Raw genomic sequence first — 20,197 nt, 5'->3', positions numbered from 1 at the left:
CGAGCATGAGCTTGTTCTCCCTTGCCGCGCACGCCCAGCCCTTCTTCCTGAAGGCCGCTGCGGGGGAGCGCTACTGCCTGTTCCACCCGGCCGTCGGCGCCTGCCGCGGCGGCCTGGTCTATGTCCCGCCGTTCGGCGAGGAAATGAATAAAGCCCGCCGCATGGCCGCGCTGCAGGCGCGCTCGCTGGCCGCGCAAGGCATCGCCGTGCTGCAGATCGACCTGCACGGCACCGGCGACAGCAGCGGCGACTTCGCCGACGCGCGCTGGGAGCAGTGGCTGGCCGACGTGGCGCTGGGCTGCCAGTGGCTGTCCGCCCGCCTGGGCCGCCCGGTCGGCCTGTGGGGCTTGCGCCTGGGCGCGCTGCTCGCGCTCGACTACGCGCGCTCGCCCTACGCCCAGGGCGCGGCCGCGCCCACCCGCATGCTGCTGTGGCAGCCGGTGCACAGCGGCGGCGCCCACCTGACCCAGTTCCTGCGCCTGCGCATGGCCAACGACATGCTGGGCGCCGGTGGCGGCCAGAAAACCGGCACCGCCGCGCTGCGCGAGCAGCTGCACGGCGGCGCGGCGCTGGAAGTGGCCGGCTACGAGCTGGCGCCCGAGCTGGCCAACGCGCTCGACGCGCTCGACCTGGCCAAGATGGCGCCCCCGGCCTGCCCGCTGCACTGGATAGACGTAGTGGCGGCGGAAGGCCGGCCGCTCACGCCGGCCTCGGCCAAGCTGGTGGCGGCCTGGCGCGCGCAAGGCGCCGAGCTGGACGCGCAAGTGGTGGCCGGCCCGCAATTCTGGGGCACCCAGGAAATTGCCACCTGCCCGGCGCTGCTGGCAGCGAGCAGCGCCCTGTTCCAGGAGGCCGCCCATGCAGTTTGAAGAACGCGCCCTCAGTTTCGACTGCGGCGGCGACTGCCTGTTCGGCGTGGCCAGCGTGCCGGCCCAGCCGGCCGAGCGCGGCGTGGTGGTGGTGGTGGGCGGCCCGCAATACCGGGGCGGCAGCCACCGCCAGTTCACCCTGCTGGCGCGCCACCTGGCCGCGCAGGGCATCGCGGTGCTGCGCTTCGACTACCGCGGCATGGGCGACGCCGAGGGCGAGCAGCGCGACTTTGAAATGGTGGCCGAGGATTTGCGCAGCGCCATCGGCCAGTTCCAGGCCACGGTGCCGGCCGTGCGCGAGGTGGTGCTGTGGGGCTTGTGCGACGGCGCCTCGGCGGCCCTGTTCTACGCCGCGCACGACGCGCGCGTGCAGGGCGTGGTGCTGCTCAATCCCTGGGTGCGCACCGAAGGCGGACTGGCCAAGGCCACGCTGAAGCACTACTACCGCGACCGCCTGCTGCAGCCGGCGCTGTGGAAGAAGATCTTCACCGGGCAGTTCAACTACGGCGCCGCGCTGCGCTCCTTCACCGGCCTGCTGGGCGCCGCGTCCGGCAAGCCGGCGCCGCAGCACGCCGCGGCCGCGCCCACGGCCGCGCCGTCCAGCCCCCCGCCTGTGGTGCACGCCGAACCGAAGCCGCGCATCTCGGACCCGGACCTGCCGCCCCTGCCCGGGCGCATGCACGACAGCCTGGCCGCCTTCCAGGGCAAGGTGCTGCTGATACTGAGCGGCGCCGACCTGACGGCGCAGGAATTCCGCGACGCGGTGAAAGCGTCGCGCCCGTGGCAAAAACTGCTGGCCGCGCCGCGCGTGACCCACAGGGAACTGGCGCAAGCCGACCACACTTTCTCGCGCCGTGCCTGGCGCGACCAAGTAGCAGACTGGACCGGAGAATGGATGCGTTCATGGTAAACAAACGCGTGCTGATGATCGCCTACCACTACCCGCCCATGCGCGGCAGCAGCGGCATCCAGCGCACCCTGAAGTTTTCGCAATACCTGCCGCAGTCGGGCTGGGGCCCGGTCATGCTGTCGGCCCATCCGCGCGCCTACAGCAATCCGGGCGACGACCAGATGGCCGACATTCCGGCCAGCGTGCCGGTCACGCGCGCCTTCGCGCTCGACACCGCGCGCCACCTGTCCGTGGGCGGGCGCTACGCCGGCTTCATGGCGCTGCCGGACCGCTGGGCCAGCTGGTGCCTGGGCGCCATCCCGGCCGGCTGGCGGCTGATACGCCGCCACCGCCCGGCCGTGATCTGGTCCACCTACCCCATCGCCAGCGCCCACCTGATCGGCCTGGTGCTGCGGCGCCTGACCGGCCTGCCCTGGGTGGCCGACCTGCGCGACCCGATGACCGACGTCAGCTATCCGGAAGACCCGCGCACGCGCCGCGTGTTCCAGTGGATAGAACGCAAGACCATCGAGCACTGCACGGTGGCCGTGTGCACCACGCCGGGCGCCATCAAGACCTACGAGGCGCGCTTCCCGGCCATCCCGCGCGAGCGCTACCGCCTGATCGAGAACGCCTACGACGAGGAAAACTTCGCCGACGCCGAACGCGGCGGCGCGGCGGCCGCGCCGGGCGCGCACGGCGGCCCGCTGACCTTGGTGCACAGCGGCATCATCTACCCCTCCGAGCGCGACCCGGTGCCGCTGTTCCAGGCGCTGGCCGCGCTCAAGCGGCAGGGCGCCGTCAGCGCCGCCAGCGTGCGCGTGGTGCTGCGCGCCACCGCCCACGACGACTACCTGGGCGACCTGATCGCCGAGCACGGCATTGCCGACCTGGTGCAGCTGGCGCCGCACGTGCCCTACCGCGACGCCCTGGCCGAGATGCTGAACGCCGACGGCCTGCTGATCTTGCAGGCGAGCAACTGCAACCACCAGGTGCCGGCCAAGCTGTACGAATACCTGCGCGCGCGCCGTCCCATCCTGGCCCTGACCGACAGCGACGGCGACACCGCCGCCACCTTGCGCCAGGCCGGCATCGACAGCATCGCCCCGCTGGACCAGAAAGATGCGATCATCGCCATACTGCCGCGCTTCCTGGAGCAGGTGCGCAGCGGCACCGCGCCGCTGGCCTCGGCCGCCGTGATCGCCGCCCATTCGCGCCGCGCGCGCACCGAACAACTGGCGCTGCTGCTGGACCAGGTCAGCGCCAGCCACGCTCAATGAAGATGGGGAGATGGACAACATGAAGCACAAGCAACGCATCCTGGCGGCCGGCCTGCTGGCCGTGGCCGCCGCCGCCGCCGCGCTGCCCGCGCGCGCCGCCGAACGCAAGGCCACGCCGTTCTGCGGCAACCTGGCCAACGCCTACGGTCCCTACGACTACCGCAAGGGCACCACCGAGTTCGCGCACCACCTGAAGCTGGTGGAAGGCGCCCACTTCACCGACGAGGTGGAAAACGGCATCAAAGGCAACGCCAGCACGCTGGGCGGCGACATCGACTACACGCTGCGCGCCTTCCCCAACCACCCCGGCGCGCTCAACACCGTGATACGGGTGGCGGCGCGCAACCCGAAAAACCTCTATCTGCCGGGTGGCAACCGGCCGGTGGAATGCTTTTTCGACCGCGCGGTGCGTTTCGCGCCGGACGATCCGGCCGCCCACACACTGTACGGCAGCTACCTGCTGTCGGTCGGCCGCGAGGCCGACGCCCGGCCCCATTATCTGATGGCGGTGGAGCTGGACCCGGACAATCCCAGCACCAACTACAACATGGGCCTGGTTTATTTCAAGAACAAGGACATGGTCAACGCCAACAAATACGCGCAGAAAGCCTATGCGCTGGGCTTCCCGCTGCCGGGCCTGAAGAATATGCTGGTCCAGGCCGGCAAATGGGACGTGTCCGCCGCGCCGCCGCCTGAGGCCGCCAGGAAGAAACCGGCCGACGGCGAGCCGGCGGAAGCCGGCGAGGCCGCGCCCGCCGCACCCGCCGCCAGCCAGGATGCGCCGCCGCCGGCCAAGCCGGACGCCGGCACGGCCGGACGCTGATACGCTAAGCGGTGGCCGGCTGCGGGTGCGCCAGCACCCACTCCTCCACCAGCCACGGCGCGCACCAGCCGGCGCAGGCCAGCATCACCTGGGTGATGTCGGCCGAACGGCCCGGCAGGGAAAGCTGCGCCCACTCCAGCGCGAACATGGCCGCGCCCACCGCCACCCCGCCCGCCAGGGCGATGCGGTGGTGGCGCGCCGGCGCCGACACCTGCCGCGCCAGCCAGGCCATGGCCATGAAGGGCCACAGGAATTCCAGGATATTGGTATAGCCCTGCAGGCTGCGCATATGGCCGCGGAACGGTATCCAGTTGAAGCCGCCGCCCAGCCAGCCGCCGCGCACCGGGGTCAGCTCGCCCAGCGCCATCGCCAGGGCCAGCAGCACGATGGCGGCGCAGGCGGACGGACCGGCCGCGCTGGTGGAGGGGGAACGGCACAGCCGCGCCAGCAGCGGCAGCGACAGCGCCGCGCCCGCCACCTCCTCCAGCCGTAGCGTGTGGCCGTCGATCAGCACCTGGCAGGCCAGCACCGCCAGCAGCAGCGCGCCGTACAGCCGCCACCACGGCCGCCCCGGCCGTATCAGCGCGCGCAGCAGCAGGCCCAGCGCGGCGAACTGGCAGGCCAGGCAGATCATGGCAGGCAGGCTCACCGGCATGGCCGCCTGCAGCTGGAAATACAGCGGCGCCAGCGCGCGCCGCCAGCGCCACAGGCCGAACACCGGCATGAGCGGACTGGTCTGGGATAAAAACCACAGCGCCACCACCACCAGGCCGGTGTTGGCGATGGCCCCGCGCGCAAACCAGCCGTCGCGCCAGGCTTGCAGGCGGGCGCCGCTGAAGGTGTCGCGCCGCAGCAGGCCGGCCATCAGGGCGCCGCACAGCGTGCCCAGCACATTCATGGCCACATCCGCCGCCGACGAGACCCGCGCTGGCAGCCATTCCTGCGCCACCTCGGCGGCCACGCTGAAACCGGCGCCCACCAGCACCGCCAGCGGCAGCGCCAGCCAGTAGCGGTGGCGCCGCGCCCACCAGGCCGCCAGCAGCAGGCCGAAGGGCATGTACACCAGCACGTTCTGCAGCAGGTCGCCGCGCTCCAGGTAGGCCGCGCCCGGATGCAGCAGGAAGCCGAACAGCGGCTCGGTGCGCGCCGCCCACTGGAAGGGATAGAGGCTGCCGTAAAACAGCAGCAAGACGTAGACGGCGACGGCCTGGCGCATGGCGCGCCCCGGTCAGGAACCGGATTTGATGGCGTGCCGGCTCATCAGGTCGTACAGCGTGGGGCGGCTCACGCCCAGCAGCTCGGAGGCCTTGACGATGTTGCCGTCGACCCGGGCCAGCACCTTGACGATGGCCTTGTACTCGGCCTCGTCGCGCACCTGGCGCAAATTCAGCGGCTCCTCCGGCAGCAGCGCGCCGGACAGGCCCAGGTCCTCGGCCACGATGTGCGGCCCGTCGGCCATGATGACGGCGCGCTTGATGCAGTTTTCCATCTCGCGCACATTGCCCGGCCAGGGGTAGGCCTCGATCACATTCATGGCCTCCTGGCTGAAATGCAGCGCGGGGCGCGACTCGGCGGCGCAGAATTTGTTCTTGAAGTGGTGCGCCAGCAGCGCCGCGTCGCCCACGCGGTTGCGCAGCGGCGGAATGGTGACCACGATTTCGGACAGGCGGTAGTACAAGTCCTCGCGGAAGCGGCCGGCCACCGCCAGCTCCTTCAGGTTCTGGTGGGTGGCGCAGACGATGCGCACGTCGACCGGGATTTCCTCGTGGCCGCCGATGCGCTCGATCACGCGCTCCTGCAGGAAGCGCAGCAGCTTGGCCTGCAGCGGCATGGGCAGGTCGCCCACCTCGTCGAGGAAGAAGGTGCCGCCGTGCGCCAGCTCGACCTTGCCCTTGGTCTGCTTGGCCGCGCCGGTGAACGCGCCCTTCTCGTAGCCGAACAGCTCGGACTCGAGCAGGTTTTCCGGGATGGCGGCGCAGTTGATGGCCATGAAGCGCTCTTTCGAGCGCGGGCTGAGCTGGTGCAGCGCGCGCGCCAGCACTTCCTTGCCGGTGCCGCTCTCGCCCAGCAGCATCACCGAGGCCGAGGTGGGCGCCACTTTTTCGATGCTGCGGCAGATCTTCTGCAAGCCGGCGTCGCGGCTGATCACGCCGGCCAGCGGCGAATCGGCCTGGGCCTGCTGCATGCGGCGGTTCTCGCGCTGCAGCGCGTGCAGGTAGAAGGCGCGCTGCACCACCAGGCCCAGCAGGTCGGGGTCGGCCGGCTTCTGGTGGAAGTCGTAGGCGCCCAGGCCGATGGCCGACACCGCGTGCGCATGGTCCTGGTTGCCGGTCAGCACCACCACCTTGGTTTCCGGCGCCAGCGCCAGGATCTGCTGCAAGGTGGCCAGGCCCTCGGTGGCGCCGTCCGGATCGGGCGGCAGGCCCAGGTCGGTGATCACCACTTCCGGCTCGTGGCGGCGCACCTGCGCCAGCGCCGCCTCGCGGTCGCCCGCCACCAGCACTTCGTATTGGTCAAAGCTCCAGCGCAGCTGCTTTTGCAGGCCGGGGTCGTCTTCGATAATCAGCAGCTTCGCTTTGCTCACGGTATTCCTCTATGTTCAGTCTGGCGGCCGGAAATCTCAGGCCGCGCGCTCCACGGAACCGGCGTCCTGCCGGTACAGCGGCAGGGTGACGCGGAAGGTCGTGCCCTGCCGCGGACTGCTGCTGACCTCCAGCTCGCCGCCCAGTTCATGGATGTATTCCCGGCTCTCGAACGCGCCTATGCCCATGCCGGCCGGCTTGGTCGATTCGAAGGGCTTGTACAGCCGCTCGCGGATGAATTCCTCGGTCATGCCGGCGCCGCTGTCGCTGATCTCCACCAGCACCGCGTCATGCTCGCCGCGCAGCGCGATGCGCACCTGGCCGTCCAGCGGCGTGGCCTCGATCGCGTTCTGTATCAAATGCCCCAGCACCCGCTCCAGCCGTTCCCAGTCGGCCAGCACCCGCAGGCCGGGCGTTTCCACCCGCAATTGCGGACGCGGTTCGAACGCCGCCTTCAAGGATACGGCCTGTTGCAACAGTTGGTCAATAAACAATGGCAGCGGACGGGCCGGCGCGTCGTTGCGGCTCAGCTTTTGCAGCATCAGCTTCATTTTCTGCACCGAATGGGTGACGGTGTCGAGCATGTCCTGCTGGAATTCCGGGTTGTTGCGGTGCTTGTGCGCGTTGGGGATCAGCAGCGACAGCTGGGCCACCAGGTTTTTCAGGTCGTGCACCACGAAGGTGGACATGCGGTTGAAGGACTCGAACTGGCGCGCCACCATCAGGGCCATGGCGGCGTCCTGCTGCGCCAGATAGCTGGCGGCCTGGCTGCAGGCGATCTTCAGCAGGTCGATCACCTCCCAGTTCAGCTGGATGGCGCTGCGCGGCTGCTGCAGCAGCATGAAGCCGGACAGGCGGCCCTGCATAATCAGCGGCAGCACCAGCCACACGCGCGGGTAGCGGCAGATCCAGTCCGGCATGGCGATGTCGCCGTACAGGCCGGGGTTGCGCTGGTACTCCTGCATGTCGATGACCCACTGCTTGCTCTCGAGAAACTGGCAGAGTTCCGAGTCGGCCGCCTCCGACTCGCTGGCCAGCGGCACGTGCCACTGCGCCACCGGCTCGTGGCGGCCGGACTCGCGCAGCAGCCACAGCGCGCCGCCCGGGCTTTCCACCAGCCCGGCCACGGCCTGCACCGCGCGCTCGGCCAGCTTGGGGCCGTCGGCCGACAGCATGCGGGTAAAGCCCATCCATTCTTCGCGGTAGTCGTAGTTGTAGCTGTAGAAATGCTTGCTGATAAAGACCTTGAGCCAGGCGCGGAAGGTGCCGGAGAACAGCACCCCGGCCAGCAGCACGGTGGCGCCGAACAGGAAGGCCACCTGCATCACCGAGCCCCAGCTGCCGCCGAAGAAGCGCAGATAGTAGCCGGCCGAGCTCATCACCAGCAGATAGCCGGCCGAGCCGGCCAGCGCGGCCGAATGGAACAGCACCCGGCGCGACACCGACAGCTGGTTGGACCAGGCCGCGCTGCGCGACACCGCCAGCGCGATCAGCGGCATGGTCAGCGCCTGCACGAAGCCGCGCGCGGCCCAGATGTCGCCGTTGACCTGGCGGAACAGCATGGTGTCGCTGTACAGGTAGAAGTCGTAGGCGTACATGCCGCCTATGCCCAGGCAGGCGTATTTCAGCGCCCAGCGCTCCTGCAGCGGCTTGTTGCGGTAGAGCTGCTCGACCAGGATCATGCCCAGCACCGCCGCGCCGGCGCGCAGCATGGCCAGCGGCAGCAGGCCGCCCAGGCTGGCCAGCACGCCCGGCGCCCAGTTGGCCAGCAGCTCGGCCGCGAGCAGCAGGGCGTAGAAGCCGGCCACCAGGCGCAGCAGGCGGTTGTGGCGCAGCAAGCGCCAGCCGGCGCCCTGCTGGAACAGGCCCATCAGGAACAACAGAAAGGCCGACCAGGCCGCGTTGCGGGCAATGTCGAGCGCGTCGTTCAGGGTGGACGGGCCAGGCGCGTGGACCGCCTCCCAGGCGTTCAGGCCGGCCCACAGCGCCGTCACGAGCGCGGCCGCCGCCAGCACGGCAGCGTGCGCGCGGGCGCGCCATATGCTCAGCAGCAAGCCGCACAGCAGCGCAAAGGCCAGCGCGGCGGCGCCGTAGCTGTACGCGGCGACGCTGCTCAGCATGGCAGCTCCGGCACCCTGGCCAAGGGCAGCGCCATCAGCGGCCGCTGCCGAACAACACCACCTTGAGGGTATCGATCAGCACCAGCAGGTCGAGGAACAGGCTGTTGTTCTTCACGTAATACAGGTCGTACTGCAGCTTCTGCACCGCGTCCTCCACCGAGGCGCCGTAGCCGTAGCGCACCTGCGCCCAGCCGGTGATGCCCGGCTTGATGCTGTGGCGCACGTTGTAGTAGGGGATGTCTGCGCTCAGCTGCTCGACGAAATAGGGCCGCTCCGGGCGCGGGCCGACAAAGCTCATCTCGCCCTTGAACACATTCCACAGCTGCGGCAGCTCGTCGACGCGCAGCTTGCGGATAATGCCGCCCACGCGCGTCACGCGCGGGTCGTTCTGCGCGGCCCACTGCGGCTTGCCGCCTTTTTCCGCGTCCGTGCCCATGCTGCGGAATTTCAGCACCTTGAAGCTGCGCCCGCCCTTGCCCACCCGTTCCTGGCTGTAGATCAGCGCGCCGCCGTCCTCGAGCTTGATGCACACCGCCGTAAACAGCATGACCGGCAGCGCCAGCAGCAGGATGATGATGGACACGATCAGGTCGAAGCCGCGCTTCATGAAGGTGCGCATAAAGCTCTGGTCGAAGCCGCCGCCGAAGACCAGCCAGCTCGGCTGCAGGGACTCGACCCGGATCTGGCAGGTTTCGCGCTCGAAGAAGGTGGCGGCGTCGGTCACCTTGATGCCGAACAATTTGCACTCGAGCAACTCCCGGATCGGGAAGGTGCCGCCGCGCCGGTTCTGCACCGACACCACGATTTCGCGCACATTGTATTTCTGCGCCAGGGCCACCAGCGACATGCCGGGCTCCATGGCCAGCACCGAATTGGCGGCCACGCGCGACTCCTCCTCCGGCATGGCCACATAGCCGGCCACGTCGTACTTGTGGTAGCTGTTCGAATGCAGGGCCAGGTCGCCGCACTCCTTGGCCAGCGCGCCGTTGCCCAGGAAGATGATGCGCGACTCCAGGAAGCGGAACTTGGAGCTGGTGAAGAAGATGGCGCGCGCCATCAGGATGCCGGCCGCCGAGATGGCGAACACCAGCAGCAGGATGCCGCGCCCGAAATACAGCTCCGGCGCCACGTAGAACACCAGCGTCAGGATGCCGAAGGCCATGGCGAACGAGGGCACCAGCTGCAGGAAGAAGGGATTGCGCAGGCCTTCGCTGAAATTGAGCTGGTACATGCCCAGCGCGCTCATCGAGAACACGATGGCGGCGGTGAACACGCAGGCCGACATCAGGAAATGGTCGAGCCGGGGCAGCAGGAAGTCGTCGCCGTCGAAAAAGCGGATGGCCGAACCGGCGTAGAAGGCGCCGATCAGGATGAGGATTTCCACGAACAGCAAGCTGAACGCGACCTTGGACACGTAGTGATTGGCAATTTTTAACATGTTGTTGTTCCTTCCCCAGTGCGCGCACCTCGCGGCGATGGATGACGGCGCCGGCCGCGCGCAGGCCGGGCTCGTTCTATTTGTGCTACCTGGCTGTCAGGCTACCGACATACCAGTCCATCGCCACGGCCAAGCCTTCTTCTATGCGGTGCGTGGGCGCATACCCGAGCAGCTGCGCCGCCTTGCCGATGTCCGCCTGCGAGTGGCGCACATCGCCGGCCCGGAAGCCGGCATACTGCGGCCGGTGCTGGTCCAGGTGCGGGAAACGCTCCCGCAGCAGGGCCACCATCAAGCCGTACAGCTGGTTCAAACTGGTGCGCTGGTTCAGCGCCACGTTGTAGACCTGGTTGACCGCGTCCGGCGCGGTGGCGGTGGCGGCCAGCACATTGGCTTGCACCACATTGTCGATAAAGCAGAAATCGCGGCTGGTCTCGCCGTCGCCGTTGATGAACAGCGGCCGGTCGGCGATCAGCGCGGCCACCCACTGCGGGATCACGGCGGCGTAGGCGCCGTTCGGATCCTGGCGCGGGCCGAACACATTGAAATAGCGCAGCCCGACCGACTCGGCGCCGTAGCAGCGCGCGTACACGCCGGCGTACAGCTCGTTGACGTATTTGGTGACCGCGTAGGGCGACAGCGGATTGCCGATCTGGCCCTCCACCTTGGGCAGGTCCGGATGGTCGCCATAGGTGGAGCTGGAGGCGGCGTACACGAAGCGGCGCACCTTGGCGTCGCGCGCGGCCGTCAGCATGTTCAGGAAGCCGGTGATGTTGACGTCGTTGGTGGTGTGCGGGTCTTCGATCGAGCGCGACACCGAACCGAGCGCGGCCTGGTGCAGCGCGTAGTCCACGCCCTCGCAGGCCTGGGCGCAGTCGGCCGGCTGGCGGATGTCGCCGCGCAGGAAGCGGAATTGCGCCCACTGCGCCTCGCCCACCGCGGCGCGCACCTGGTCCAGATTGTGCTGGTGGCCGGTGGCGAAGTTGTCCAGCCCGGTAACCCGCTGGCCCAGCTTGAGCAGCGCCTCGACCAGGTTGGAACCGATGAAGCCGGCCGCGCCGGTCACCAGCCAGTGGCGCGGCTGGGCGCGCAGCTGCCGCTGCCGCTCCAGGTAGGCCGCCGGCGCCGGCGTCATCACAGCCTCCAAACCGCGTGGCCGGCGGCGCTGATGGGCGCCAGGTCGAAGGCCGACTTGACGTCGATAAAGCAGCCCATCGGGGTCAGCTTGGCGCACAGCTCGCCGAACGGGATCGCCAGCAGTTCCTTGTGCGGCACCGCCGCCACGATGGCGTCGGCGCGCGGCAGGTCTTCCCAGCGCTCCAGTTCCACGCCGTATTCATGCAGGGCCTCGTCCGCTTCGGCCACCGGATCGTGCACATGCACTTCCACGCCGTAGGATTTCAGCTCGGCGATAATGTCGGCCACCTTGGAATTGCGCAGGTCGGGGCAGTTTTCCTTGAAGGTCAGGCCGATCACGTTGACGCGCGAGCCCTTCACGTGGCAGCCGGCCGCGATCATGGTCTTCACGGTTTTCTCGGCCACGAACTTGGCCATGCCGTCGTTGATGCGGCGCCCGGCCAGGATCACCTGCGGGTGGTAGCCGACCATGTCGGCCTTGTGCGTCAGGTAGTAGGGGTCGACGCCGATGCAGTGGCCGCCCACCAGGCCCGGACGGAAGGGCAGGAAGTTCCACTTGGTGCCGGCCGCCTGCAGCACTTCCAGCGTGTCGATGCCGATCTTGTCGAAGATCAGCGCCAGCTCGTTCATCAGGGCGATGTTCAGGTCGCGCTGGGTGTTCTCGATCACCTTGGCGGCCTCGGCCACCTTGACGCTGGAGGCGCGGTACACGCCGGCGGTGACGATGGATTCGTACAGCGCGGCCACCTCGTCCAGCGTGGCGGCGTCGTCGCCGGACACCACTTTCAGGATGGTGGTCAGGGTGTGCAGCTTGTCGCCCGGGTTGATGCGCTCGGGCGAATAGCCGACGTGGAAGTCTTCCTTCCATTTCAGGCCCGATTCGCGCTCCAGGATGGGCACACACACTTCCTCGGTGGCGCCCGGGTAGACGGTGGACTCGAACACCACGATGGCGCCCTTTTTCAGGTTGCGGCCGACCGTGATGCTGGCGCCGATCAGCGGCGTGAAATCGGGATTGTGGGCCTGGTCGACCGGGGTCGGCACGGCCACCACCAGGTAGTCGGCGCCGGCCAGGTCGGCCGGGTCGCTGGTGACGCGCAGCTGGGTGGCGGCAGCCAGTTGCTCGGACGACACTTCACCGGTCGGATCGCAATGGCGCCGGTAGCTGTCGATCTTGCGTTCGGACAAGTCAAAACCGATGGTGGGCCGCTTCTTCCCGAATTCCACCGCCAGCGGCAAGCCCACATAGCCCAAACCGACAACCGCAACTACCTTGGCATTGTTCATTTCAATTCCATACTAGAAATAAAATTCATTGCAAAAAAATCAGCATGCTTCACTACAATTCTTGCAACATCGTGTCGCGGCGCGCGGGCCAGCCAGGGCGGGCATCCATTTTAGCGCTACTGCGCGGCCGTGGTTCATGCCGCCGCTGGATGCGGCCTGAACTGTTGGGCACGCACCACAGAGTTTCAATCGAGAATTAACAATTGAAAACTATGGCGAATCGTGTACTAGAATACAATACATGTTGCAATTTTCATAGCGATATTTCCTCATGATAGCACCTGTCGGCCCATATCGACAGGAAATAAATCACGGCAAAAACCGGTCCCGGGCGTGGCGGGCGGGAGCCCTAGCGCGGCAGGAAGCGCGCCGCCAGCGCCAGCGCCACGATGGCCAGGATGGCCACCCGGCTGCCGTTGTCGCGCATGGCGTAGACCACCGGATCGTCGTGCATCTCGCCGCGCGAGGTCTTGATCCACAGCCGGCCCAGCCAGTAGATCATGCCGAAGGCGGCCAGCCACAGCAGGTCCGGACTGCGGTAGCGCGCCTGCGTCTCGGGCGCGCTGATGAACAGCCCCAGCACCACCACCGCGCTCAGCGCCGCCCCCACGCCCAGCGGCCACAGCACCACCAGGTCGTCCACCCGGTAGTCGCGCCCGCGCGTGGCGGTGCGGCCGTCCTGCTGCAGCGACACCAGCTCGGAGCAGCGCTTGATCAGCGCCAGGCTGAGGAAGACGAACACCGAGAAGGCCAGCAGCCAGGAGCTGGCCGTGATGCCGGTGGCCACCGCGCCGGCCTGGATGCGCAGGGTGTAGAGCAGCGACAGCATCAGCACGTCGACCAGCATGTACTCCTTGAGCACCCAGCTGTAGGCGCTGGTCAGCGCCAGGTAGAGCAGCAGCGCCAGGAAAAAGCCGGGCGACACCAGCGCGGCCAGCGCCAGCGCCGTGGCCAGCGCCGCGCCGGCCACGGCCAGCCCGTGCAGGATGGGCAGCTGGGCGCTGGCGAAGGGCCGCAGCCGCTTGCGCGGATGGGCGCGGTCCGACTCCAGGTCCCACAAATCGTTCACCACATAGGTGGCCGAGGCGGCCAGCGAGAAGGCCACGAAAGCCAGCGCAAGGTGGCCCAGCTTGGCCAGGTCCAGGAAGGAGAAGGCGGCGAACAGGGGCACGAACAGCAGCAGGTTCTTGAGCCACTGGTGGACCCGCAGCGCGCGCAGCCAGACCTTGAGCGAGCGGCTGTGGCCGGGGAACTCGCGCTCCACCGGCACCGCGCCGGCGCGCACGATGCCGCTGGTGCGCGCGCTGGCGCCCACCAGGATGGCCCCGCGCGCGCCCTGCCACACCGGCAGGTCGGCCCGGCTGTCGCCGGCGTAGACGAAGTCGGCGCCCACTTCGCGCCGGATGGCGTCCAGTTTGGCCGCGCCCTTCAGGTTGCCGGCGTCGCCGGTGGCCAGCACCTGGTCGAACAGCTGCAGGTGGCCGGCCACTTCGGCGGCGATGCTGCCGTGGGCGGCGGTGGCCAGCACAATGCGGCGACCGCGCGCCTTTTCCGCGCGCAGGTAGTCCAGCAGCGGCTGGTGGTAGGGCAGGCTGGGCGCGGCCACGCCGCAGCGCGCGGCGATGGCGCGCTTGAAGCCGGCGCGTCCGGACAGCAGCCAGAACGGCATGCTCAGCAGCGCGGCCGGCGAACGCCGGATCAGCTTGAGGCCGGATTCAACCAGGGTGTCGGTCGGCGTCAGCGTGCCGTCCAGATCGACCACCAGCGTATGGTTTACAGGGTCCATTAAACTTCCATGCGTGTATCACAGTTTGTCATTATATTAAAGTTTTCCAGCCCGGCCGCATACGGAAACCAATAATAAAAAGTAATTGAAAATTTACACACATGGCGTTTTATAATGTCCGGGCAACAAGCCGGAGCCCGCAGGGCTCCTTGTGATAAGAGGAATGTATTGGCCACCCTACCCGAACGCGGCGCCGTCCCCGTCTATCTTTTTGTACTGCCCTGGTCGCTCTCCGGCGTGGGCGGGGTGAACCAGGTGGTCATCAACCTGGCGCGCGAGATGCAGCAGCAAGGCCATTTCCAGCCCCTGATCCTGGTCACCGAGTGGAACGCCACCGAAGCGGCCGAGACCGTCGAGTGCGGCCTGCCCACGCTGCGCTGGCGCGTGCGCCCCTACCATGCCGGCATGGGCCTGCGCGAAAAGCTCGCCTACCGGCTGTGGGAGCGCCGCTTCCGCGTGCAGTTCGAGCAGCTGTGCCGCGCGCGCGGCGTGGCCGCCGTCAATGTGCACTACCCGGGCGCGGGCGCGCTGGCCCTGCAGCGTTGCGTGGCCGCCATGGCGCGGCCGGTGCCGCTGATCCTGTCCTTCCACGGCGCCGACCTGGGCGCGCTGCGGCGCGCGCCGGCGCCGGAGCGCGCGCTGTGGAGCGCCGCCCTGCCGCGCATGGACGCGCTGGTGACCTGCTCGCGCGACCTGCGGCGCGAACTGCTCGACATTTTCGGCGCGCAGCTGCGCGTGACCGTGATCCACAACGGCCTGGACGCGGCCGGCTTCGCCGCCATGGCCGGCCGCGCGGACCGGCCGGCCGGGCGCAGCATCCTGAACGTGGCCAAGTTCGAGCACAAGAAGGGCCAGGATGTGCTGCTGGACGCCTTCGCCAGCCTGGCCGCCGACTTCCCCGACCTGACCCTGACGCTGGCCGGCGCCAGCGACCACGCGCTGCCCGGACTGGAGCAGCAGGCGGCGCGGCTGGGCGTGGCCGGACGGGTGCGCCTGCTGCGCGACGTGCCGCACGCCCAGGTTGCCGCGCTGTTCGGCGCCGCCACCGTGTTCGCGCTGCCCAGCCGCCAGGAACCCTTCGGCATCGTGCTGCTGGAAGCGGGCGCGCTGGGCCTGCCCGTGGTGGCCTCGGCGGTCGGCGGGGTGCCCGAAATCCTGGACGACGGCGTGACCGCGCACCTGGTGCCGCCGGACGACGCGGCCAGCCTGGCCCGGGCGCTGCGCGCCGTGCTGAGCGACGCCGGCGGGGCGCAGGCCATGGGCGCGCGCCTGCGCGAGCATGTCAGCCGCCATTTTTCCTGGCACGCCAGCACCGCCGGCTATGCCGCGCTGCTGCCGTCCGCCCCCCTTTCCCCTCCACTGAGAACAGGCTGATCTTGTGCCGCATACGCAAACCGGGCTGCCCATGCCCACGCTGAACCGCCGCATGGCCAATGGCATCGTCTGGATGGTGCTGGCGCGCCTGATCGACCGCGGCATCGGCATCGTCAGCACCCTGATCCTGGCGCGCCTGCTGGTGCCGGGCGACTTCGGCCTGGTGGCCATGGCCACCGCCGTGGGCGGCGTGCTGGACCTGATGAGCGCCTTCAGCTTCGACCTGGCGCTGATCCAGAACGCCAACGCCACCCGCCGCCACTACGACACGGTGTGGACCTTCAACGTCATCTTCGGCCTGGTGTGCGGCTGCGCGCTGCTGGCCCTGGCCGGGCCGGCCGCCGCCTTCTACAGCGAACCGCGGCTGGCCATGGTGATGTGCGTGCTGTCGCTGTCCTACTTCGTGGGCGGCTTCGGCAACGTGGGCGTGGTGGCCTTCCGCAAGGAGCTCAACTTCCGCCAGGAATTCAACTTCGTGCTGGCGCGCCGCGTGGTCACCTTCGTGGTCACCATAGGCGCGGCCTTCGTGCTGTACTCCTACTGGGCGCTGCTGATCGGCATGACGGTGGGCCGCATCGTCGGCGTGGCCATCAGCTACCGCATGAACAGCTACCGGCCGCGCCTGGACCTGTCGGCGGCCAGCGAGCTGTTCCATTTTTCCAAGTGGCTGCTGGTCAACAACGTGCTGTTTTTCCTGCTGCACGACGGCTGCACCTTTATTATCGGCCGCCTGTTCGGCGCCAACGAGCTGGGCATCTACGCCATCTCCTACGAGATTTCCAACCTGCCCTCGACCGAGCTGGTGGCGCCCATCAACCGCGCCACCCTGCCCGGCTTTTCCAAGATGCAGGACGCGGCCGAAATCAGCCTGTCCTACCTCAAGCTGCTGGGCACCATCTCGACCATCATCCTGCCGGTCGGCTTGGGCATCGCGGCGGTGGCGCAGCCGCTGGTGCTGGCCCTGCTGGGCGCCAAGTGGATGGACGCGATACCGCTGATACAGCTGATGGCCATCCACGGCGCCATCGGCGCCACCCAGGGCAACAACAGCACCGTCTGGATGGCGCTGGGCAAGCCGCGCAACACCACGCTGCTGGCCGGCGGCTTCCTGCTGGTGCTGTTCCCGGCGCTGTATTTCCTGCTCAAGGCGGTGGGCATCGTCGGCGCCGGCTACGCCTACCTGCTGGCCACGGCCTGCACGCTGCCCTACACCATCGTGGTGACCAAGCGTTTGCTGGGCTTTTCCTGGTCCGCCTGGCTGACCCGGCTGTGGCGTCCGGCCGCCAGCGTGGCGCTGATGTACGCCGGCGTGCAGCTGCTCGACAGCACGCTGCACGCCGCCGCGCCCCTGCTGCGCCTGATGATAGACGCCGGCGCCGGCGCGCTGCTGTACGTGCTGCTGCTGCTGGCCATGTGGCAACTGGCCGGACGGCCTGACGGCGCCGAGCGCTACCTGCTGGACAAGGCCCTGCGCCGCTAGCGGCCCAGCAGCTGCAGCAGCCAGCTCTTGCCGATGCCGCGCAGCGCGCGCAGCGACGGGCCGGCGCGCAGCATGTCGCGGTACACCGTGCGGGCGTCGGCATAGCGGCCGGCCCGGTTCAGGCCATAGGCCAGGGAATTGCGGTAGGACAGGATTTTTTTCCGGTAGGCCGCCATCTCCGGCTTGCGCAGCCGGGCGCGCGCGCGCAGGTAATTATCCTCGTGCAGCTCGACGGCGTTCTGCGTCATCGCCACATTGTCCGAACTGAGGTTGGAGCCGTGCTGGCGGTAAAAAGCCAGCACCTGGTCCAGATAGCCCAGCCGGCCCTGGAAGCCCACGCGCAGCCACAGGTCGGTATCGTCCGAGCCGCGGAAGCGCGCGCGGAAGCTCACCGGATCCTGCAGCAAACGGCCCGGCGCCAGTATCACCGAGATGGTGTGGATGGCGGCGTAGCGCAGCGACATGAATTCATAGAACCGTTCGCCGCAGTCATACCAGTCCTGCCCCAGCGGCGCGAGGTGGGCCGCCGCGATCTGCTTGAAGTCGGCGTTCGACAGATAGGTGCCGCTGTGCGGCTTGCCGTCCTCCTCCACCAGCTGCACGTCGTGGAAGGCGCCCACCCATTCCGGGTGCGCGTCCATGCCCGCGCACAGCTGCGCCAGTTTCTCAGGATGAAAATAGTCGTCGTGGTCCAGAAAGCAGACATAGGGCGCGCTGGCCATGGCCAGCGCCAGGTTCTTGGGCACCGTCGGCCCGCCGGACGCGGTGGGGCGGTGCACCAGGCGGATGCGCGGATCGCGCGCGGCATACTCCTGCAGCAAGGCCGCGGTGCCGTCGGTCGAGCCGTCATTGATGATGATGTACTCGAAATCGGCCAGCGACTGGGCCAGCACGGAATCGATGGCGGCGCTGAGATAGCGGGTGCCGTTGTAAGTGGCGGTGATGACGGTGACGCGCGGCATGGCTGCTCTATCCTTGAAGGAGTGGTTTCCTGCCAGAGCCTAGTTGATATAAAACCAAGTGTCAACGCGCAGCGCTGATTGCACAAGGTTTGACGCAGGCCAGAACGGCCGCGCCGCCCCCTTGCTATGGTGGTTTTTTGTAGCCACGCGAGGGAGTAGCCATGAGCGACGCCGCACCCGGCCCCGGCCATCCTGCGCCCTACGCCTGCCCGGTGCACAAGACCGCGCTGGCCGACTGGCACTGCGCGCAATGCGGCCGCAGCTACCCCACGGTGGACGGCATCCCGATCCTGCTGCATCACAGCAACAGCGTGTTCCGCGAGGCCGATTACCTGCCGCGGCAGGGCCGGGGCGGCTACGACGGCGCCAGCGGCTACGCCGGCAGCCTGGACCGCAGCAGCGGGCTGCGCCGCCTGTACCGCCGCGCCGTGATCCGCCTGATGGACGCCGGCGCCCCACGGCGCGACTTCGGCCTGGCCGACGCGCTGGCCGCCATCCTGCGCGAGCAGCCGCAGGCGCGCATCCTGGTGATCGGCGCCGGCGAGCGCACGGTGGCCGGCGGCGCGGTCTACACCGACGTGGCCTTCGGCAAGCACGTCAGCTGCATCGCCGACGCGCACGACCTGCCCTTCGAGGCCGCCAGCTTCGACGCCTGCGTGGCCTGCGCCGTGCTCGAGCATGTGCTCGACCCCTACCGCTGCGTGGACGAAATCCGCCGCGTGCTGCGCCCGGGCGGCTACGTCTACGCCGAGACGCCCTTCATGCAGCCGGTGCATATGCGCGAATACGACTTCACCCGCTTCACCCACCTGGGCCACCGCCGCCTGTTCCGCCACTTCGCCGAACTGCGCAGCGGCACCACCGCCGGCACCGGCGTCAGCGCCGGCCAGATGCTGCGCTACGCGCTGGCCGCGCTGTCGGACCGGCCCGGCCCGCGCCGCTGGCTCAAGCTGGCCGGCCTGCTGGCGGCCTGGCCGCTGCGCTGGCTGGACTACGCGGTGCACGCCAAGCGCGGCAACTACGACGCCGCCTCCGGCTTTTATTTCTTCGGCCGGCTGCAGGGCGAGCCCCTGTCCGACCGGGAATTGCTGCGCGGCTTCCGGGGCTCGGTTTGCTAAAAAAACCGTATCAATTTATTATCGCCGCTGGAAAGCACTCATCCCGGGCATGTTATGAAAATTCTGGTTACTGGCGGACTCGGCTATATCGGCTCGCACACCTGTGTCGAACTGCTGGCCGAAGGCCACGACATCGTCGTCTACGACAACCTGAGCAACGCGCAGCTGGCGGTGCAGCAGCGCGTCGAGCGCATCGCCGGGCGCAGCTTTCCCGTGGTGCAGGCCGACATCCGCGACCGCGCCGCGCTGCGCGCCGTGTTCCGCGAGCACGCCATCGGCGCGGTGATCCATTTCGCCGGCCTGAAGGCGGTGGGCGAATCGGTCGGCAAGCCGCTGGCGTATTACGACAACAACGTGGCCGGCAGCCTGGTGCTGTTCGAGACCATGGCCGAGGCCGGCGTGCGCACGCTGGTGTTCAGCTCGTCCGCCACGGTCTACGGCGACCCGGCCAGCGTGCCCATCACCGAGGACTTCCCGCTGTCGGCCACCAATCCCTACGGCCGCAGCAAGCTCATCATTGAAGACATGCTGCGCGACCTGTGCCATGCCGAGCCGCAGTGGCGGGTGGCGCTGCTGCGCTATTTCAACCCGGTGGGCGCGCACGAAAGCGGGCTGATAGGCGAAACGCCGAACGGCGTCCCCAACAATCTGCTGCCCTATGTGGCGCAGGTGGCGGCCGGGCAGCGCGCGCAGCTGGCGGTGCACGGCAACGACTATCCCACTCCGGACGGCACCGGCGTGCGCGACTACATCCACGTCACCGACCTGGCGCTGGGCCATGTGCGCACGCTGGCGCGGCTGGCGCAAGGGCCGGGCCTGCTGACCTACAACCTGGGCACCGGGCGCGGCTACAGCGTGCTGGAAATGGTGCGGGCCTTCGCCGCCGCCAGCGGCCGTCCCGTGCCCTACCAGATCGGCCCGCGCCGCGCGGGCGACGTGGCGCAGTGCTACGCCGACCCCACGCGCGCCGAGCGCGAGCTGGGCTGGAAAGCCGAGCGCGCCATCGACCAGATGTGCCGCGACGCCTGGCGCTACCAGAGCGCCGATTCGTGAGC

At 68.6% G+C, this 20,197-nt stretch carries 16 protein-coding genes; 8 read left to right on the top strand and 8 right to left on the bottom strand.

Going from position 1 to position 20,197, the window contains the following annotated elements; all coding sequences use genetic code 11:
• Positions 1–5 precede the first annotated feature (5 nt).
• Genes KT882_RS02840 through KT882_RS02825 form a run of 4 tightly spaced genes read left to right on the top strand, consistent with a single transcriptional unit; the run spans position 6 to position 3,861 of the window.
• Positions 6–869, top strand: coding sequence for a hydrolase 2, exosortase A system-associated (locus KT882_RS02840; RefSeq protein ID WP_228894344.1), 864 nt, complete (start codon positions 6–8; stop codon positions 867–869).
• Entirely contained in the window at positions 859–1,779 is a 921-nt protein-coding gene (locus KT882_RS02835) for a hydrolase 1, exosortase A system-associated (protein ID WP_228894341.1), read from the top strand. Before KT882_RS02840 ends, KT882_RS02835 begins: the two co-directional genes overlap by 11 nt.
• Positions 1,773–3,038 (top strand): glycosyltransferase, encoded by a 1,266-nt coding sequence (locus KT882_RS02830; RefSeq protein WP_228894334.1) that lies wholly within the window; start codon positions 1,773–1,775, stop codon positions 3,036–3,038. Before KT882_RS02835 ends, KT882_RS02830 begins: the two co-directional genes overlap by 7 nt.
• A 19-nt stretch (positions 3,039–3,057) precedes the next feature.
• The gene (locus KT882_RS02825; RefSeq protein ID WP_161074379.1) at positions 3,058–3,861 is read left to right on the top strand and encodes a tetratricopeptide repeat protein; all 804 of its coding nucleotides are present in this window, start codon (positions 3,058–3,060) and stop codon (positions 3,859–3,861) included.
• Positions 3,862–3,865: 4 nt separating this feature from the next.
• On the opposite strand, the gene KT882_RS02820 is transcribed toward KT882_RS02825, so the two are convergent.
• The 7 genes from KT882_RS02820 to KT882_RS02790 all read right to left on the bottom strand — a co-directional run bounded on the left by KT882_RS02820 (position 3,866) and on the right by KT882_RS02790 (position 14,208).
• Positions 3,866–5,077, bottom strand: coding sequence for a VanZ family protein (locus KT882_RS02820; RefSeq protein ID WP_228894332.1), 1,212 nt, complete (start codon positions 5,075–5,077; stop codon positions 3,866–3,868).
• A 12-nt stretch (positions 5,078–5,089) separates the two neighbouring features.
• Positions 5,090–6,445: a PEP-CTERM-box response regulator transcription factor gene (gene prsR / locus KT882_RS02815; RefSeq protein WP_161074381.1), complete on the bottom strand. Its 1,356-nt coding sequence runs from the start codon at positions 6,443–6,445 to the stop codon at positions 5,090–5,092.
• Between the two features lie 36 nt (positions 6,446–6,481).
• Positions 6,482–8,563 (bottom strand): XrtA/PEP-CTERM system histidine kinase PrsK, encoded by a 2,082-nt coding sequence (prsK, locus tag KT882_RS02810; RefSeq protein ID WP_161074382.1) that lies wholly within the window; start codon positions 8,561–8,563, stop codon positions 6,482–6,484.
• A 34-nt stretch (positions 8,564–8,597) separates the two neighbouring features.
• Positions 8,598–10,001, bottom strand: a complete 1,404-nt coding sequence (locus KT882_RS02805) for a TIGR03013 family XrtA/PEP-CTERM system glycosyltransferase (RefSeq protein ID WP_161074383.1) — start codon at positions 9,999–10,001, stop codon at positions 8,598–8,600.
• Between the two features lie 85 nt (positions 10,002–10,086).
• Positions 10,087–11,133 carry an SDR family oxidoreductase gene (locus KT882_RS02800; RefSeq protein ID WP_161074384.1) on the bottom strand — a complete coding sequence of 349 codons (1,047 nt, stop codon included), beginning with the start codon at positions 11,131–11,133 and terminating at the stop codon, positions 10,087–10,089.
• On the bottom strand, positions 11,133–12,422 hold the full coding sequence (locus tag KT882_RS02795; RefSeq protein ID WP_161074385.1) for a nucleotide sugar dehydrogenase: 1,290 nt from the start codon (positions 12,420–12,422) through the stop codon (positions 11,133–11,135). The genes KT882_RS02800 and KT882_RS02795 overlap by 1 nt, the downstream gene beginning before the upstream one ends.
• 349 nt (positions 12,423–12,771) lie before the next feature.
• On the bottom strand, positions 12,772–14,208 hold the full coding sequence (locus KT882_RS02790; RefSeq protein ID WP_161074386.1) for a UbiA family prenyltransferase: 1,437 nt from the start codon (positions 14,206–14,208) through the stop codon (positions 12,772–12,774).
• 168 nt (positions 14,209–14,376) lie between these two features.
• On the opposite strand from KT882_RS02790, the gene KT882_RS02785 reads away from it, so the two are divergent.
• Positions 14,377–15,582, top strand: coding sequence for a glycosyltransferase family 4 protein (locus KT882_RS02785; RefSeq protein WP_228894330.1), 1,206 nt, complete (start codon positions 14,377–14,379; stop codon positions 15,580–15,582).
• 4 nt (positions 15,583–15,586) lie between these two features.
• Positions 15,587–17,062, top strand: coding sequence for a lipopolysaccharide biosynthesis protein (locus KT882_RS02780; protein ID WP_228894328.1), 1,476 nt, complete (start codon positions 15,587–15,589; stop codon positions 17,060–17,062).
• Here KT882_RS02780 and KT882_RS02775 read toward each other — a convergent pair.
• Positions 17,059–18,024 (bottom strand): glycosyltransferase, encoded by a 966-nt coding sequence (locus KT882_RS02775; protein WP_161074389.1) that lies wholly within the window; start codon positions 18,022–18,024, stop codon positions 17,059–17,061. The two genes, KT882_RS02780 and KT882_RS02775, sit on opposite strands and share 4 nt — an antisense overlap.
• 161 nt (positions 18,025–18,185) lie before the next feature.
• On the opposite strand from KT882_RS02775, the gene KT882_RS30740 reads away from it, so the two are divergent.
• Positions 18,186–19,142 (top strand): methyltransferase domain-containing protein, encoded by a 957-nt coding sequence (locus KT882_RS30740; protein WP_321170317.1) that lies wholly within the window; start codon positions 18,186–18,188, stop codon positions 19,140–19,142.
• 54 nt (positions 19,143–19,196) lie between these two features.
• Positions 19,197–20,195: a UDP-glucose 4-epimerase GalE gene (galE, locus tag KT882_RS02765; RefSeq protein WP_228894327.1), complete on the top strand. Its 999-nt coding sequence runs from the start codon at positions 19,197–19,199 to the stop codon at positions 20,193–20,195.
• Positions 20,196–20,197 lie beyond the last annotated feature (2 nt).

The sequence above is a fragment of the Pseudoduganella aquatica genome (assembly GCF_020865585.1).
GTDB lineage: Bacteria > Pseudomonadota > Gammaproteobacteria > Burkholderiales > Burkholderiaceae_D > Rugamonas > Rugamonas aquatica_A.
Note: the sequence above shows the minus strand (reverse complement) of the source record. Positions and strands in the feature narration are given on the sequence as shown.